This is a genomic window from Streptomyces sp. R41 (assembly GCF_041053055.1).
Lineage (GTDB): Bacteria > Actinomycetota > Actinomycetes > Streptomycetales > Streptomycetaceae > Streptomyces.
Map to the genome: position 1 here is coordinate 125554 of NZ_CP163443.1, position 15703 is coordinate 141256.

The 15703-nt window shown below is 68.3% G+C and carries 16 protein-coding genes; 8 read left to right on the plus strand and 8 right to left on the minus strand.

All coding sequences use genetic code 11. The annotated features are described in order from the left end of the window. Positions 1 to 339 precede the first annotated feature (339 nt). On the plus strand, positions 340 to 834 hold the full coding sequence (locus AB5J53_RS00740) for an Asp23/Gls24 family envelope stress response protein (RefSeq protein WP_369243701.1): 495 nt from the start codon (positions 340 to 342) through the stop codon (positions 832 to 834). 566 nt (positions 835 to 1400) lie between these two features. Here AB5J53_RS00740 and AB5J53_RS00745 read toward each other — a convergent pair. Continuing rightward, entirely contained in the window at positions 1401 to 2096 is a 696-nt protein-coding gene (locus AB5J53_RS00745) for a PAS domain-containing protein (RefSeq protein ID WP_369243702.1), read from the minus strand. A gap of 1044 nt (positions 2097 to 3140) precedes the next feature. On the opposite strand from AB5J53_RS00745, the gene nhaA reads away from it, so the two are divergent. Both nhaA and AB5J53_RS00755 read left to right on the plus strand, forming a co-directional pair. Then, positions 3141 to 4973 carry a Na+/H+ antiporter NhaA gene (gene nhaA / locus AB5J53_RS00750; RefSeq protein ID WP_369243703.1) on the plus strand — a complete coding sequence of 611 codons (1833 nt, stop codon included), beginning with the start codon at positions 3141 to 3143 and terminating at the stop codon, positions 4971 to 4973. Between the two features lie 88 nt (positions 4974 to 5061). After that, positions 5062 to 5463: a hypothetical protein gene (locus tag AB5J53_RS00755; RefSeq protein ID WP_369243704.1), complete on the plus strand. Its 402-nt coding sequence runs from the start codon at positions 5062 to 5064 to the stop codon at positions 5461 to 5463. 492 nt (positions 5464 to 5955) lie between these two features. On the opposite strand, the gene AB5J53_RS00760 is transcribed toward AB5J53_RS00755, so the two are convergent. Continuing rightward, the gene (locus AB5J53_RS00760) at positions 5956 to 6579 is read right to left on the minus strand and encodes an NADPH-dependent F420 reductase (protein ID WP_369243705.1); all 624 of its coding nucleotides are present in this window, start codon (positions 6577 to 6579) and stop codon (positions 5956 to 5958) included. Between the two features lie 32 nt (positions 6580 to 6611). Further along, entirely contained in the window at positions 6612 to 7346 is a 735-nt protein-coding gene (locus AB5J53_RS00765) for an SDR family NAD(P)-dependent oxidoreductase (RefSeq protein WP_369243706.1), read from the minus strand. Between the two features lie 143 nt (positions 7347 to 7489). On the opposite strand from AB5J53_RS00765, the gene AB5J53_RS00770 reads away from it, so the two are divergent. Beyond that, a complete protein-coding gene (locus AB5J53_RS00770; protein WP_369243707.1) occupies positions 7490 to 8101 on the plus strand; it encodes a TetR/AcrR family transcriptional regulator in 612 nt (203 codons plus the stop codon). 381 nt (positions 8102 to 8482) lie between these two features. Here the strand turns inward: AB5J53_RS00770 and AB5J53_RS00775 are convergent, their stop codons facing one another. Beyond that, on the minus strand, positions 8483 to 9613 hold the full coding sequence (locus AB5J53_RS00775) for an RNA-guided endonuclease InsQ/TnpB family protein (RefSeq protein WP_369251973.1): 1131 nt from the start codon (positions 9611 to 9613) through the stop codon (positions 8483 to 8485). 47 nt (positions 9614 to 9660) lie between these two features. On the opposite strand from AB5J53_RS00775, the gene tnpA reads away from it, so the two are divergent. Further along, positions 9661 to 10089, plus strand: coding sequence for an IS200/IS605 family transposase (gene tnpA / locus AB5J53_RS00780; RefSeq protein ID WP_369243708.1), 429 nt, complete (start codon positions 9661 to 9663; stop codon positions 10087 to 10089). A gap of 448 nt (positions 10090 to 10537) precedes the next feature. On the opposite strand, the gene AB5J53_RS00785 is transcribed toward tnpA, so the two are convergent. Next, positions 10538 to 11449 carry a LysR family transcriptional regulator gene (locus AB5J53_RS00785; RefSeq protein ID WP_369243709.1) on the minus strand — a complete coding sequence of 304 codons (912 nt, stop codon included), beginning with the start codon at positions 11447 to 11449 and terminating at the stop codon, positions 10538 to 10540. 181 nt (positions 11450 to 11630) lie between these two features. On the opposite strand from AB5J53_RS00785, the gene AB5J53_RS00790 reads away from it, so the two are divergent. The 3 genes from AB5J53_RS00790 (at position 11631) to AB5J53_RS00800 (ending at position 14028) form a co-directional block, all read left to right on the plus strand. Beyond that, positions 11631 to 12263, plus strand: coding sequence for an NADPH-dependent F420 reductase (locus AB5J53_RS00790; RefSeq protein ID WP_369243710.1), 633 nt, complete (start codon positions 11631 to 11633; stop codon positions 12261 to 12263). 91 nt (positions 12264 to 12354) lie between these two features. Continuing rightward, a complete protein-coding gene (locus tag AB5J53_RS00795) occupies positions 12355 to 13290 on the plus strand; it encodes an SDR family oxidoreductase (RefSeq protein WP_369243711.1) in 936 nt (311 codons plus the stop codon). A gap of 78 nt (positions 13291 to 13368) precedes the next feature. Next, a complete protein-coding gene (locus AB5J53_RS00800; protein ID WP_369251975.1) occupies positions 13369 to 14028 on the plus strand; it encodes an NADPH-dependent F420 reductase in 660 nt (219 codons plus the stop codon). A 135-nt stretch (positions 14029 to 14163) separates the two neighbouring features. Here AB5J53_RS00800 and AB5J53_RS00805 read toward each other — a convergent pair whose 3' ends face one another. The 3 genes from AB5J53_RS00805 to AB5J53_RS00815 form a co-directional block, all read right to left on the minus strand. After that, positions 14164 to 14385 carry a hypothetical protein gene (locus AB5J53_RS00805; protein ID WP_369243712.1) on the minus strand — a complete coding sequence of 74 codons (222 nt, stop codon included), beginning with the start codon at positions 14383 to 14385 and terminating at the stop codon, positions 14164 to 14166. Between the two features lie 151 nt (positions 14386 to 14536). Beyond that, complete coding sequence (locus AB5J53_RS00810) at positions 14537 to 14692, minus strand: hypothetical protein (RefSeq protein ID WP_369243713.1); 156 nt, start codon at positions 14690 to 14692, stop codon at positions 14537 to 14539. A gap of 380 nt (positions 14693 to 15072) precedes the next feature. Next, a complete protein-coding gene (locus AB5J53_RS00815) occupies positions 15073 to 15690 on the minus strand; it encodes a TOPRIM nucleotidyl transferase/hydrolase domain-containing protein (protein ID WP_369243714.1) in 618 nt (205 codons plus the stop codon). Positions 15691 to 15703 lie beyond the last annotated feature (13 nt).

Sequence of the window (15703 nt, forward strand, 5' to 3'; positions counted from 1 at the left end):
CGGAGCAACGGCCGGCCCACCAGCCTGTGCGACAGGACAGCGGACCCACCCAGTTCCCTCCAGGGATGCGCCGGGTGACGGACGAAAGGTCCGCTCCCCGCAGCCATCTGTATCGAGCAACGACAAGCCGCCGGGGTCTGGGACGTCCGTACAGCAGCATAGCCCTCAACTGGGTGCGGCAGACGGCCCGAAGCCGCCCAGTCCCAGGATGTGGACGGTGCCAAAGGCCAGCGCGCATATCCAGTGACCTGCACGGTACTTGGGCCAGCAGCACGAAGGCGGCGGCTGACAGCCGCTCAGGTATGGCAGTCCGTCGACTGCCCGAGGAGGTGGCTTCGCATGACGGAGCCGAACGGTTCAACCCGGCAGAAGTCCGATCCCGATGAGCCGAGCATCGGCGTGGGCACGACGCTTCAGGCCGCACGGCCCGGGCCTCAGGAACCGCCGGAGACCCGGGGCCGGACGACCATCGCGGACGGGGTGGTGGAGAAGATCGCGGGGATCGCCGCCCGGGAGGTCCCCGGAGTCAACGCACTGGGCGGCGGATTCACTCGCACCATGGGCGCCGTGCGCGACCGGGTCCCGGGCGGGCACGCGAGCGCGGGGCGCGGCGTCAAGGTCGAGGTCGGCGAGAAGCAGACCGCCATCGACCTCCAGGTCGTCGTGGAATACGGGGTCAGCATCCGCGAGGTCGCCGCAGAGGTCCGTGAGAATGTGATCGCGGCGGTGGAACGGATGACGGGCCTGGAAGTCGTCGAAGTGAACATCGCCGTCAACGACGTGCACCTGCCGGACGAGGACACGCCAGAGACCAGCGGAGACCGGGTGCATTAGGGCCTCACCCCAGCAGACACAGGCGCGGCTGTCAGAGGCGGCGGCCGTGCCGCGTCCGACAGGAAGGCGTGAACCTCGGCAGGCATACCGGTGACACCGACCTGTCCCGGACGTACTGAACAGTCGCGAGGCGTGCAGCGGCTCACTGTCGTAGGTCACCACCCAAACACCGATCGGCTGGTCGCCGACCGGACTGAGGGGGATGATCGACATTGCGACGAAGGAGCCGAGCCACGGCAAACCGACTGCCTGCGGCCAGCGGCGTATGAGCTCCTCCTGGTCAGAGAAGAATTGCGGCGTGCCGGTTCGGATCACACAGGTCACCAGTTCTGGATCACCCAGCGACAGGCCGTCCATGGCGTAGCTCTGCCGCGGCTCGACCCTGGCATCGGAGGCGACGCGTAGGAGCCCCGTCGCGTTGTCGACGAGCGCGAGCAGAGCGCCCGTGCCGCCGAAGGTCGCCGCGACCCGCGTCAGTACAACCTGCCGCAGTTCCTGTTCGGTGGCGGCGGCGATCAGGGCCGAGGAGAAGGCGGCGATCTCGTCGGCACGCTGCCGCTCGGCACTCAGCGTGGCCAGCACTTCCTGTCGGCCCTCCTCGAGCTGCGTCTCGTCGCGGAACACCCCAAAGACCTGCTCAGGGCCGCCATAGCCCAGCTGGATCCGACGGATCTGGCAGGCCACATGGTGGGAGACGGGGCGGCGGTCGAGCGCACGATCCGTCCCAAGGCCTCCCGGTCATCTGGGTGAACTCGCCGGACCATACTGGAAAAGGAAACGGAGGCCTCCGGGAACAGCGCGGCCAGGGCGGGTGCGCCACCCAGCCACTCCAGCTGGTGCTCCTCGGGTGAGTACATCCACAGGCCGAGGTCCGCAGCCGCGGCCGCCAGCTTGAACGGGACCAGCAGACCGCCCAGGTCGTTGCGCGCGTCCACCAAGTGCACCCACACCAGCCGGGGGCCACCCGCGGGATCTTCCACCGGCCGGGCCTCGACGAGGCTGACCACGGACGCGCTGCCCGGCCCTGGGAACTGCAGCACACGCATCGCGACCGTCTTCGTCGTGGCCCCGTGCGTCAGCAGATTCTCCCCCGAGGCCCGCTGGGTTTCGGGCAGCATTCGGAGGAAGTCATGACCTACGCACTGCTCCGCCGGCCTGCCCAGCATCGCGGCCATCGAGGCGTTGAGGGAGCGGATGGTGCCGTCCAGGGTCAAAAGAGCCGACGGTTCAGTCCTCCGAATGAGTTCGTCCAAGGTGTCCATCTGCCGCACCCCGACAATCATCGAGCGATGAACAAATGATCACTCCTCATCATATTCCGCGCTTTTTTCTGCGATGCCCTGTAAAGGGCTAGTGCACCCGCGCTACGCCGACACGCTGCATCGAGGCCGTCAGGGGTGAAGCAACTGGCCTGCTGAGCCGCGCGGGGTTGTCTGGGCCGCCTCGGGGCGACCAGGGTCGACCGGGGGCGACGGCGCAATCGCATGGGCAGGGGCCGCGTGGTGCTGCGCGGGTACCCGCCGGCCTGAGAAGTTCGCCGGCATCCCCATTGCCGGGGCCTGCCTACCTACGTAGAGCCCATCGAGGTGCCTGCGTCCTACGTCGATGACGTCCCGGCCGAGCTGCACGGCTCTGTCGGCGCAAACGTCGCGCGTCTCTACAGGCAGCTCGCCCGCGACCTGTCCGGCGGCACCCACACCGAGCCGGACTTCGAGCACGCCCTGGCAACGGCACCGGCTCATCGACGCCATCGAGCGCGCCGCCGCCAGAGGCACTCCAGATCGTGAAGTGACCGACACACGGACGTCCGGCGTGCTCGCGGGCGGGCCGCCACAGGAGGTAACCCTGCCGACGCGCTCGCGCACCCTCAGGACCCGGTCCGTACACAAACGGCGCATTCCCTGTCGCGTCCGCCAACCCCGGCCGCCGTCTCACTGAAGCGGGCCATACACCGCGCTCCCCCAGGGCACGCCCGTTCGGCATCCCGCGGTGGCACCTAGGACGGTCGTGGAGCCCGCCTGTCCTTGCGCTGTGCCAGTTCCTCCGACCGCTGCCGCGCACGTGGGGACCAAGCTCCTGCGGAGCTGCCATCACGCCCAGCACCTGGGCAGGTTCGGCGGCCACCGGCCGGGCAGCCTCCAGGGTGCTCCGACCGTCCTCACAGCGGTACGAGGCTCCGTGCCGTTCGGACTCTTCACCGGGTAGCGGATCATTCGCGGGGCGAGAATCAGGGAGTGACTGTGCCATCTGAGACCTCGCCCGCGTCGGGGCAGACCCTGTGTGGCAAGGAGGTTCGCAGCCCTCTGTTGGCTTTCCTCCACACCGAGACCGGCAGTGCCGCGGTGCTGCTCGCTGCCGCGCTCGCGGCGCTCACCTGGGCGAACATCGGACCCGGCTCATATGAGAACTTGTGGGGCACCGAGCTGTCGGTCCGCATCGGATCGGACGGGGTGTCCCTGGACCTGCGCGAGTGGCTGAACAGCGGGCTGATGGCTCTGTTCTTCTTCGTCGTCGGCCTGGAGGCACGCCGCGAATTCGACATGGGCGAACTGCGAGAACGCCGGCGGTTCACCCTGCCGCTGCTCGCCGGACTCAGCGGCATGCTCGTCCCCGTCGCGATCTACCTCGCCGTCAACGCGGGCGAGGACTCGGTCCACGGCTGGGGCACCGCCATGTCGACGGACACGGCCTTCGCCCTGGGCATGCTCGCCATTTTCGGAGCTCGGCTGCCCGGCAGTCTTCGGGTCTTCATCCTCACGGTCGCCGTCGTAGACGACTTCCTGGCCCTGGCCGTCATCGCCGTCGCCTACAGCGGAGCCATCGAGCTGCCCGCACTGCTGACGGCGCTCGGCCTCTTCGCGGTCGTCCTGCTGGTGCGTCGCACCCTCGGGGTCCGGATCCCCTCCTTGTACGGGGTGCTGGGCGTGGCGATCTGGGTGGCGCTCCTGAAGTCGGGTGTGGACCCGGTCGTCACCGGCCTCGCCATGGGCATGCTGACCTACGCCCGGCCCGCGGAGCGGAGCGACCTGGAACACGCCAGCAGGCTCTTTCGGCGCTTCCGGGAGCAGCCGACCCCGGAACTCGAGCGCAGCGTACGCCGCGGGATCGCCTCGACGCTCTCACCCAACGAGCGGCTCCAGCGGATGTTCCACCCCTGGACGAGCTACGTGATCGTGCCGCTGTTCGCCCTCGCCAACGCCGGCATCACCATCAGCGGCAACCAGTTGGCCCACGCCTTCACCTCGCCGATCACCCTCGGCATTCTCCTCGGCTATGCGCTCGGCAAACCGCTCGGCATCATCGGCGCGACCTGGCTCACCACGCGCGCCAGCCGAGGACGCCTCCACCCACCGGTCGGCTGGGGCGCCATCACCGCCGGCGGCACCCTGGCCGGAGTGGGATTCACCGTGTCCCTGCTGATCGCCGCACTTGCCTTCGACGGCGCTCGGTTGGAGGAGGCGAAGATCGGCATCCTCGCCGCCGTGGTCTGCTCGTTCCTGCTCACGTTGCTGGTCACCTGGGTGATCGGCGCCCTTCCCCGGCCATCCCGTGCCCGGGCCCTGCTCGGCACGGGCCAGGCCATCGTCGACCTCAGCGACCCCGTCGACGTGGACCGCGACCACATTCGCGGCCCACTGGACGCACCCGTGACGCTCGTCGAGTACGGGGACTTCGAGTGCCCCTACTGCGGGCTGGCCGAGCCCGTGGTGCGCGAACTGCTCGCCGACTTCGGCGACGTGCGCTACGTGTGGCGGCATCTGCCGCTGGCCGATGTGCATCCCAACGCCGAACTCGCCGCAGAGGCTGCCGAAGCCGCGGCCCTCCAGGGCAGCTACTGGGAGATGCACGATCTGTTGATGCAGCACCAGGGCAATCTAAGTTTCAAGGATCTGCTGCGCTACGCGGAAGAGGTCGGTCTCGACACCGACCGCTTCCGCGGCGACGTCCACGCCGGCGTGGGCGCCGGCCGGGTCGCCGCGGACGTGGAGTCCGCCGATCTCAGCGGCGTGTCGGGCACACCGACATTCTTCGTCAACGGCCGCCGCCATCACGGCGCCTACGACATCGCCACGCTGTCCGCGGCGGTACGCGCCGCCCGGGAACGGGCGGCCCTCACCGGGGCAGGCCAAGAGACCTGATAGTGGCTCAGAAGAAGCAATGCGGGAACCTCCGACTCTGCAGACAGTCGACGCGTGTTGCCGCTCGGCTGAAAACGCCACCAGGAGGATGGACCTGCGGCTGACGACTGCCGTCCAGGACACACTTCCATTCGTCGACTCGACCGGGATCCCTACCGCCTCAAAGTGGTGCCAGCGATGGAACGGCCTACGGCACTCCTTTCGCCACGGCAGTGAGGGCGGGTTCGATGCCCGGCGGTGCGCGGTCGAGATGCTGCCAGAGAAGGCGGCGAACGCCGTGATCGTGCTGGAAATCCTGACCAAGATGATCCTGTCCACCCTCGCCGAGAAGATCGCCGAGGGCGGACAGGATACTTTGCCGGCCGAACACGCCAACCTCGACGATCTGCTGATCGTTCAGCGGCTGCTCGGACACGCCAGCTCCACGATGCGGTCTCCGCGCCACATCCGGCGGACGAACCTGCTGGTTGCGAAGGCGATTGCGGAGTGAAACGACCAGAACAAGACCTACGCCGACAACGCGAGCCGTCTGGCAGAACGGCAGGCGGTCTGATGCCCAGACGAGGAGAACGCAGGTCCCGGTAGGGGGCGAAGCCGCGTGAGCGGGTCAGGCAGGTGTCCCGGATCGGGACGCGCGAGCTGATCTACATCAATCCCAAGGGCACAGCCACGCGGCGCGTGATCCGCCCGGAGAACTATCGGTGCTCGCAGTTGGTCATCCAGCTGGCGCACACCACCGGGCTACGGCTTGACGAACAGCCAGACCCAAACGCGCGTGACCAGGCTGCTCGCCGAGTTCACCGACGGCCGCCCGGCGGCCCCGGGGGCTGGAGGCGGCCGCAGCACGGCTGGACGGAGCGGTCATCGACCTGATGGAAGCGATCGTAATCTTCGCTTTCGAGAAGGACGTGCAGGACGGCTACCCCGCCGACTCGCCACGACCTCACTTGGCGAGTCCTTTCGGTGATCGTCAACCGTTAACTCAGACGGGAAGTTCGGTGATGCTGAGGGCGAAGTCCAAGTTACCCACCCCGTGGTTGGCGAGGCCCACCGTGACCACGCCCGCTCCTTCCAGCCAGTGCGCCATTTTCAGGCCGCCGACGTCCAGCGGGCGCAGCCCGAGGCTCTCGACGAACGCCTCCACACTTGCCTTGGCCTGCGCATTGTCGCCAGCGATGAAGACGTCGGGCCGACCCTTCTCCAGGACTTGGCGGAAGACGGTGTTGAACGCCTTCACCACGCTGGCGCTTGCCGGCGCGGCCTTGGCGACTTCTTGTGCGATCGAGGTCTCCTCGCGGTGGGCTAGCCCGTCGAACGTGGAGTTGAAGGGATTGCTGATGTCCACGATGACCTTGCCCGCGAGAGCGTCTCCGTACTGGGCGACGACCGGCACGACGCCGTCGTACAACAGGGCCACGATGACGATGTCCCCGGCCGGGGCGGTGCCCCATTCTCCCGTCGTGGCGCCGCCGCCGAGAGCCTTGGCCAGGTCAGCGGCCTTGGACTGATCGCGGCCCATGACCTCGACGGTGTTACCGCCCGCTATCGCCCGCGCGCCGATGGTGCGGGCCATGTTCCCGGTGCCGATGATGCTGATGTTGCTCATGAGATGTCCTGCCCTGGTTGTGGTTGTTTGATTCAGATGGCGGTGGTGCCACCGTCGGCGACGAGTTCCATGCCGTTGACGTAGCTGGAGTCGTCGGAGGCGAGGAAGAGGGCGGCGGTGGCGATTTCGTCAGGGCGGCCCATCTGGCCGCGGGGGATGAGGGACTCGAACTGGCGCTTGGTGGCCTCGTCGAAGAGTTCTTCCTGCTTGGCGGTGGCGACCTGGCCGGGGGTCAGGACGTTGACGCGGATGCGGCGGTCCTTGAGCTCGTTGAGCCAGACGCGGGCCCAGGCCTGCTGGACGGCCTTGCTGCCGGCGTAGACGCTCCAGCCGGGGAAGGCGCCGAGGGAGGCGTTGGAGCCGGTCATGAGGATGGAGCCGCCGTCGTTGAAGAGCGGGAGGGCCTTTTGGACGGTGAACAGGGTGCCGCGGGCGTTGAGGTAGAACGCGGCGTCGAAGTGGGCCTCGGTGATCTCGCCGAGCGGGGCGGGCTCGCCCCCACCTGCGCTGGCCCACAGCACGTCGAGGCTTCCCTTCTCCCGCTTGACGGTGTCGTACAGGCGGTCCAAGTCGTCCAGGTCGGCGGCGTCGCCCTGGACGCCGGTGACGTTGCGGCCGATCTGCTTCACGGCCTCGTCCAGGGCGTCCTTGCGGCGGCCGGTGATGAAGACGTGCGCTCCCTCGTCGACGAACAGCTTCGCGCCGGCCAGCGCCATGCCGGTGGTGCCGCCGGTGATGACCGCGACCTTGCCGTCAAGCTTTCCCATAGTCGTTCCCTTGAGTCGGTGGTGCCGTGGGTACCTGGGGCGACGGTGTTATGTACACCGCCCTGTGTGCTTACGGTACGGGGCGGGTGGCCGGGGTGCAACTATGTACACCGGTCGTTACCTAACTGCGGTACGGTGGATCCATGACGGAGATGGAGAAGGGCCCCACGGGCCGCCGCCGCGGCCGGGGCGCCCGCGAGCGCATCATCAGCGCGTCCCAGCAGCTGTTCCGCGAGCAGGGCATCAACCGCACCGGCATGGACCAGCTTTGCGCGGCGGCCCAGGTGTCCAAGCGCACGGCCTACCAGCACTTCAACGGCAAGGACGAACTCGTCGCCGAGTACCTGCGCCGGTTCGACCCCTCCGTTCTGTCCGGCGTGTTCGACCGCACCGACCTCACGCCCCGCGAACGGCTCCTCGCCGCCTTCGACATCCCCCCCACCACCCCCCTGTGCCCCTACATCGCCGCCGCCGTCGAACTCCACGACCCCCAGCACCCCGCATCCCAGTGCGCACGCGACTACAAGAAGGCCGTCGCCGCACGGCTCGCCGACACCGCCCGCGAAGCCGGCGCCGCCGACCCTGAACAGCTCGGCGAGCAGCTCGCGCTGCTCATCGACGGCGCCGCGGCCCGCACCCGGGTCCTCAACGCCGACGCCTTCCCCACCGCCGCCGCCATCGCCGCCGTCCTCATCGACAACGCCATCCCCGCCACAGCCAGCGATGACCGACGACGGGAGGAAGTGTCGAGTTGACGTGGCACATCGCGGCCGGGCTGGACGCGCTACCGGTCACGCGGCTGCACCGGCCGGCACGCGACACCAGCCGCCCGGCACCTGGCATTGAAGGCTTTTACGGAACTGCCCGGCCCGCCCGCCTGTTGAAGGCCACAGCAGAAGCCACCGGGGAGAATGGCGCCCCTCGAAGGTTGCAGGAGTTCGAGGCCGTCGTCTCGGCCCAGGGCGCTGACGCGCCGCCGGTTCGAACAGAGGGCTGATCACATACTTCCGTACGCGGTGGCGCATGAAGAACTCGTACGCAGCTGGCAGAGGTTGTCAACTTGACCGGCCCTGAAGGACCGGGCTTGGAGGTAGGGCACCACTGGCTGCGGTGTGGCCTCCTCCGTCCAGACACCCTTATGAGGTGGCAGGGACGCGTGACTCACGCCCCGCAGTCCACACAGCCTCGCCCTTGCGGGCGATGTTGTGGGAAGCGTTCCGGTCTGCATGGGCAACGACCCCGCAGCTTCGGCAGGTGAACAGGGCCTGGCTTGCCCGGTTCTTCTTGTCGAGGTGGCCGCACTCGCAGCACTGCTGCGAGGTGTAGGCGGGATCGACGAAGACCACGGGCACGCCGGCCCTGCGGGCCTTGTAGACGATGAAGTCTGCGAGCTGGGCGAAGGCCCAGGAGTGAAGCGCGACCCGTTGGGGCTTGCGGAGCCGTACCCTCTGCCGGATTCCCTTGAGTTCTTCCAGGGAGATCCCGGCCGAGGTGCGTTCAGCCTCGGTCACAATCGTCTTGGCGATGATGTGGTTGGTGTTGGCGGCGTGGCGCTGCTCGCGCCGGTTGCGCTTCTTCAACAGCCGCTTCGCGGACTTGGTGCCCTTGGCCTGCAACTTGCGGCGCAGGTCCAGTTGCCGCTTGCGGTGCCGGTTCAGGCCCCGCCCGGCTGCCTTGTGGCCGGTGGAGGTGGTGGCGATGTTGACGATGCCGAGGTCCACACCGATGAAGCCGTCCGGCTCGTAGGGATCGGCCTCGGGAACGTCGCAGGTCGCGATCAGGTAGAACACGCCCTCGCGTTCGATCAGGTCCGATTCGCCCTGCCGGTGGTCCCGGAGCGTCTTGAGTGCGTCAGGCGAGCAGGCAAAGCGAACGTTCTTGATGCGCCCGGAGGTTGTCCAGATGCTCACCGTCTGCGCGTCGTACTGCCAGCTCAAACACCGGTCGTCATACGGCTGCGCGGACCCGGGCCTAAAGGCGATGGGCTTGGACTCGGCCTTGGTACGGCGCTTCGATCCAGGCTTGCCGACGTTCCCGGCGCGGATGTTGGCCCTGAGCGTCGTGTAGGCATCGCGGGTCTTCTTGATGATGTGCTGGGCGGCCTGCGCCCCCAGTCCCCGCGACCGCAGTTCGCCGTAGGTGTGCTTGCGCAGCTCGTATTCACGCGGCACACCCTGCTCGAACGCCACCGCCGACACCCAGTTCGCGGCCTCGTTGACCGTGTGCAGCGTCACCGACAGCGCGGCCACCTGCTCGGCCTGCGGCATCAGCTTCACCTGCACGACGACCTTCACGCGGGCGATCGTATCGACGTATGTCACCACGCTGGGAGCCAAACCCCAATATTCGCAGGAGTCACACGGTCGTCTGCACCCGCCACGCCCACGTGGTCGTCACACCCAAGTACCGGCGCGGACCGTTCACCGACGAGATCCTTCGACGCTGCCAGGAAGTCATGCGCGCCGTCTGCGCGGACTTCGAAACAGAGTTGGTCGAGTTCAACCGCGAGACCAATCACGTACACCTGCTGGTGCACTACCCGCCGAAGGTCTCCCTGTCCCGGCTGGTCGGCTCCCTCAAGGGCGTCTCCGCCCGCAGACTCCGTCAGGAGTTCCCCGGACATACCCGCAAGTACCTGTGGGGTGACCACTTCTGGTCGCCCTCCTACTTTGCCGCCACGTGCGCAGGCGCCCCGCTGTCGATCACCAAGGAGTACATCGACAACCAGAGGCGTCCCGGCTGAGGTCAACCGTGCGGACCCGCGGGAACCTGCAGGCCAGAGCAGTCCAGAGAAACACTTCCTCCCGGGCGTGAACGCCCGGGGTTCCGCGCTAGATCCTGCTGAAGATGCGGGTGGCCCATCTCGGCGACGCCAGCCCGAAACGAAGGCCCACAGGCGGGCAGCCAACACGTCCGGCTGGAACCCGCCGTCGGGTTCTGGATCCCAGGGACCGACTCCCGACGCTACGAACGGCAGACCGTCGGTGAACGGCTCCGCTCCGACGACAGGGCGATTAGCCGACTCGAGCCGCGTCCGCAGCACGTACTTCCAGTCGGTCTCAGGTGCTTCCGGGCCCCCCAGACAACTGCTGGCCGAAGAACGGAACCGTCTCAGAGGTCAGCCGCAACAGCACCACTGCGTCAGGCCATTTCACTCTTCAGCGCATGATGAACGGAGTCAGCCGAACTGCTCAAGCGTGCCTCGTGACGGCATCGCCGCCAAGCTGCCACATCTCATAGTTCCCACACTCTGCCGTGATCTCGGCCGTCGACTGAGCCGCAGTGACGAAGTCATCTACTACCGGCGAGGTGTGCGATGCCGCCACCGCGAGGCACACCTGGTCGGGCGCCAGTTCCGGGATGGGCACATAGACGACGTCTGGATGCGAGTAGAACACGGACGCCGAACGGGCCAGGAAGGAGATGCCCCGTCCGGCCGCGACATGCTCGAGCGTCTCGTCCACCCCGCGCACCGGGTACCCGGCATTGGGGTGCGGGCGCTTGGTGGGCTGCGTGCTCGGGTCACCGTGCCAGACCAGCGGTTCGCCGGCCAGGTCGGCCTCGGTGACCTCCTCCTTGCCGGCAAGCCGGTGGCCGGCGGGCAGTACCGCTACGCGCGGCTCGGTGTACAGCGGGGTGACGCGCAGGCCGGCCTCGTCGATGGGCAGCCGCACATAGCCGATGTCGATGCGGCCGTCGAGCAGCATCGCAGCCTGGTCGTCCCCTTCGATCCGCTGCACGTCCACGACCACGTCCGGGTGCCGGTCCTCGAACGCACGGGCCGCCGGGATGACCGGGATGCCGGCCCGGAAACCGACCATCAGCCGCCGCTTGCCGCTGGCGGCCGCGGACACCCGGCGGCGGACCGCGTGGGTTGAGGCGAGCAGCGGACCGGCGTCGGCCAGCAGTTGCCGGCCCGCGTCTGTCAGCTCTACGCCGTGGCGATCCCTGGTGAACAGCGAGGCGCCGAGATCCTTCTCAAGCGCGCGGATCTGTCGGCTGAGCACCGGCTGCGCGATATGGAGCTCATCGGCGGCGCGGCCGAAATGCAGCCGGTCGGCCACGGTGACGAAGTAACGCAGTTTGCGCAGATCCAGATCCATGGCGCCTCCCGGCCTGGTGATGCCTTCAAGGTATCACCACAGCTTCAAGAGGTCTTGGACACCCACTCAGACTCGATGGCAGCCTGAAAACAGGCGCTTAAGGGCGCCGAAGTGAATTCGACCCAAGAATTCGACACTGGAATTTGACAGCAGGGCCAAACCCCGGAAAGCAGGAACACCGATGAGCAGCATCAGCATTATTGGACTGGGAAACATGGCCAGTGCTTTGGCCGGCCGGGCGCTCGCCGGCGGTAACGCCGTCGAGATCATCGGCCGCGACCCGGCCAAGGCCAAAGAATTGGCCGCCACGCTCGGCGGCGCCACGGTCGGGACGGCCGGGGCCGCCCCGGCCGGGGACATCGTGATCCTCGCCGCGCCGTACGCCGGCGCGGCGGCGGTCGTGAGGGAGTACGGGGACGCACTGCGCGGCAAGGTCATCGTCGACATCACCAACCCCGTAGCCCCCGACCTGCAGGGCTTCGTCGTCCCCGACGGCAGTTCCGGCGCACAGGAGATCGCCAAGGCGGCTCCCGACGACGCGCATGTCGTCAAGGCGTTCAACACTGTGTTCTCCCACGTTCTGGCCGCCGGCCCGGCCGAGGGCCGCCCTCTGGACGTGTTCATCGCCGGCGACGACGCGCAGGCGAAGGCACGCGTTTCGGCGTTCGTCGAGAGCTTGGGGCTGCGCCCCTGGGACACCGGGGAACTGTTCATGGCGCGGGCACTGGAGAACGTCGGCCTGCTGGAGCTGGGCCTCATGAACCACTCCGTCAAGCACACCAATTTCTCCCTCGGCATCGCCCTTCTCGGCTGAGCGCACCCGTACCGCTACCTCTCGTGCCGCATTACGCCAGTTCACTTACGGCACGAAAAGACCCTGCACCTACCCTCAAAAGGACAGTTAAATGCGCGTTTTCGTCGCCGGGGGGACCGGCCATTCCGGTTCGTACATCATCCCCGAGCTCATCGCCGCCGGGCACGAGGTCACCGGCCTGGCCCGGTCGGACGCTTCCGCAGCGGCCGTGTCCGCGCTCGGCGCGAAGGTGCGTCGCGGCGACCTCCAGGATCTCGACGGGCTCAAGGAGGCAGCCGCGGACTCCGACGGCGTCATCCACGTCGCGCACAGGCAGGATCTGCTGCCCTCCGGCGGGCTCGACGCCGTGGCCGCCGCGGAGCTCCCGATCATGCTCGCGTACGGCGAGGCACTCGCGGGAACCGGAAAGCCGCTGGTCACGGCCGGAAGCATAGGCTCGCCCGGGAACCTGGGCCGGCCGGCCACCGAGGAGGACCCGGCCCTTCCCGCCGGCGATGAGCACAAGGGCACCCTCCGGGTTCGCAACGTCGTGGAAACCGCCGTCGTCGGCCTCGCCAAGCAGGAAGTGCGGTCTTCGGTCGTGCGGATCGCCAACATCGCGCACAGCACGACCGATCGTGCCGGCTTCCTCCCCACGCTGATCGCGCTCGCGAAGGAAAAGGGGTTCGTCGGCTACCACGGCGACGGCGCGAACCTGTGGAACGCCGTGCACATCCGCGATGCCGCCACCTTGTTCCGCCTGGCGCTGGAGAAGGGGCCGGCCGGCAAATACTGGCACGCGGTCGAGGACGGGGGCATCACCTTCCGCGACATCGCCGAGGCCATCGCCAGCCGCCTGGGCCTGCCCGCCGTGAGCGTTCCCAACGATGCCCTGATGACGCCGGGGTACTTCGGGTTCCTCACGAATATCGTCACGCAGAGCTACCCGGCGTCCAACCTCATCACCCGCCGGACCCTCGGCTGGGAACCCGCCCGGCCCGGCCTGCTCGCCGATCTGGACAACGGCCATTACTTCCCCGCCGGCTGACTGCGGGAACCCGGATCGTAGCGAGCCCTGCAACCGGCAAGTTCGGCTCTTTTGAAGGACGTTGAGATTATGACGACTGTGGGATTCATCGGAAGCGGAAGCATCGGCAGGACCCTCGCGCGACTCGCTGTCGGGGCCGGGCACCAGGTGGTGCTCAGCAACTCGCGCGGTCCCGAAACGCTCGTGGACACGGCCGAGGAACTGGGGCCGCGGGCGTCCGCGGCGACGAGCGAAGAGGCCGCGGCGGCCGGTGACATTGTCGTGGTCACGGTGCCGGTCAGCGCCTTCCCCCACGTGCCCGCCGCGCCGCTGGCCGGGAAGACGGTCATCGACACCTGCAACTACGGCCCCGAGCGTGACGGGCACATCCCCGAGCTCGACAGCAAGTCCCTCACCTCGAGCGAGCTGCTTCTGCGGCACGTCCCGGACGCCCTGCTCGTAAAGGCGTTCAACAACATCTTCTTCAAGCACCTGCTGTCGCTCGCCCGCCCGGCAGGGGCGGCCGACCGCTCCTACCTGCCGATCGCCGGGGACTCCGCACCGGCGAAGGCGGCGGTGACCGAATTCATCGACTCCATCGGCTACAGCGTGGTGGACGCGGGAACGCTGGCCGACAGCTGGCGGCAGGCGACGGGCACGCCGGTGTGGGGAACACCGTACGGGCCGTACTCGAACGAGAAGGGCCAGCCGGTCGGCGAGGACGCCATCCGCGCGGCACTGGCCACCGCAACGCGGTAACCGTCAATTATCGCGGACCGTGATGTGGTCCGGCCGTGCCATGCCCCCGCCCGGTGGATACCGGGCGGGGGCATATTTCGCACGCAAAGGCGTCGACTCCAGCGACGGGTTGCCCCTGCGTCTCGTCGCGCGGAGTCAGGTTCGACGTCGCCGGGTCAGGTCGCGGACTGCTCCCTGGGCGGCCACCTGCCCGCGCAGATTCGTGTTGGCCTCCTTGAGCTGGTGGTTCTCGATCTCCAGGACCTGGACGATCCGGGCCAAGAGCTGCGCCTGGCTACGCAGATCGTCGCGTTCGGCGCGGATGCGGGTCAGGTCCTGCTGCTGCTTGTCCGCGCGGGCTCGCGCCGGCTCGGGCACGGTCTCGGGAAGGGGGTCGTGGCCCCTGACCAGGGCGTAGAACAGGTCCTTGAGCCGGTGTCCTTGTGGGTGAGCTTGTTGCGGCGTAGGCCGGTTTCCGCGGCGAGGGAGACGATGGTCAGCTTGCCGTCGGAGTGCAGCGGGGCGCCGATCAGCAGGCGCACCATGGCGTCGGTGATGGCGCTCTGATCTCTGAGGCGTCCTCGGTGCCGTCGTGACCCTGGGCGTGGGCGACGGCCTCGCCGGCGAGCTGGGCCAGCGCCGCGCCGTCGCGCGGGCCGGGGGCGGCCGCGGCGGCGGTGTTCATCGTCGCTCCTCGGATTCGGCACTCGGCGGCTGGGCGTCGTGGCGGCGGATGATGTCGGCGAGATGGGCTCTGCGTCTGGCGAGACGAGGATCGGTTGTCGCTCGCGCAACCCGAGCGCTCGCTCGCGTGCCTCCAAGTCCTCCCACCCGGGAACCGGCTTGCCACCATCCCCAATCCAGAACAGCCGCCACTCGTACGCCACTTGACTCCCACAGCCGCAACACGACATGAGGCAACACAGCATGTGTCCACAGAACACCGCTATTGGGTCATACCAGGGTGCACTGGGCAGGATCGCGGCCGCACTCACAGTGAAGTCCGCCCACAGCGTGGGGCATTGGCGAAGTGCCTGAAGGACCGAGATTGACGTCGCCCACTGGTCAGAGGCTGGTGAGCAGGCCGTCGAGTGGGGCGGGTACGCGGTCGGGGTCGAGGGCCTCGACGAGGACGCGGCCGTAGCGGATCTTGCGTCCTTTCTTCGTGCCGAGGAAGCGCCGCAACTGCTGCTGTGAGGTGCGGCCCCGCTGGGCGGGCTGGTGCAGGAAGGTCTGCAGGGCGCGCAGGTCGCCCTCCGCCCGGACGAGCTCCTCCACCCGTGTCACGCCCAGCGCGCGGATGAGCTCGTCTTCCAGATCCGCCGCGCAGACGAAGAACCCCTGCTGTGCTGCGCTGGCCCGCTCCAAGCCGCGGGCGTAGTAGCGACGCTCCGCCTCGTCACACAGTCCTGTGAGGCGGAGGCCCAGGCCGGGGGGCCCGAGGAGGCGGGCGAAGCGCCCGACGCTCATCGCGCCGCCCATCGGCAGGACGCAGACTCCTTCGGCCGCCAGGTTCCGGCCGCGGCTCGCGGCCAGCGCGCTGACCGCTGCGACGTCGCTCGGCCCTTCGAGCAGAACGGCTGCTCGGACGGACAGCCGCGCGGCCAGCTCGCGCGCGGGGTCACCGGGGCCACCGGCCGCCCACGCGGTGACCGCCTCCCGGAACGACCCCATGTCAGCCACGAGACGAGTCTCC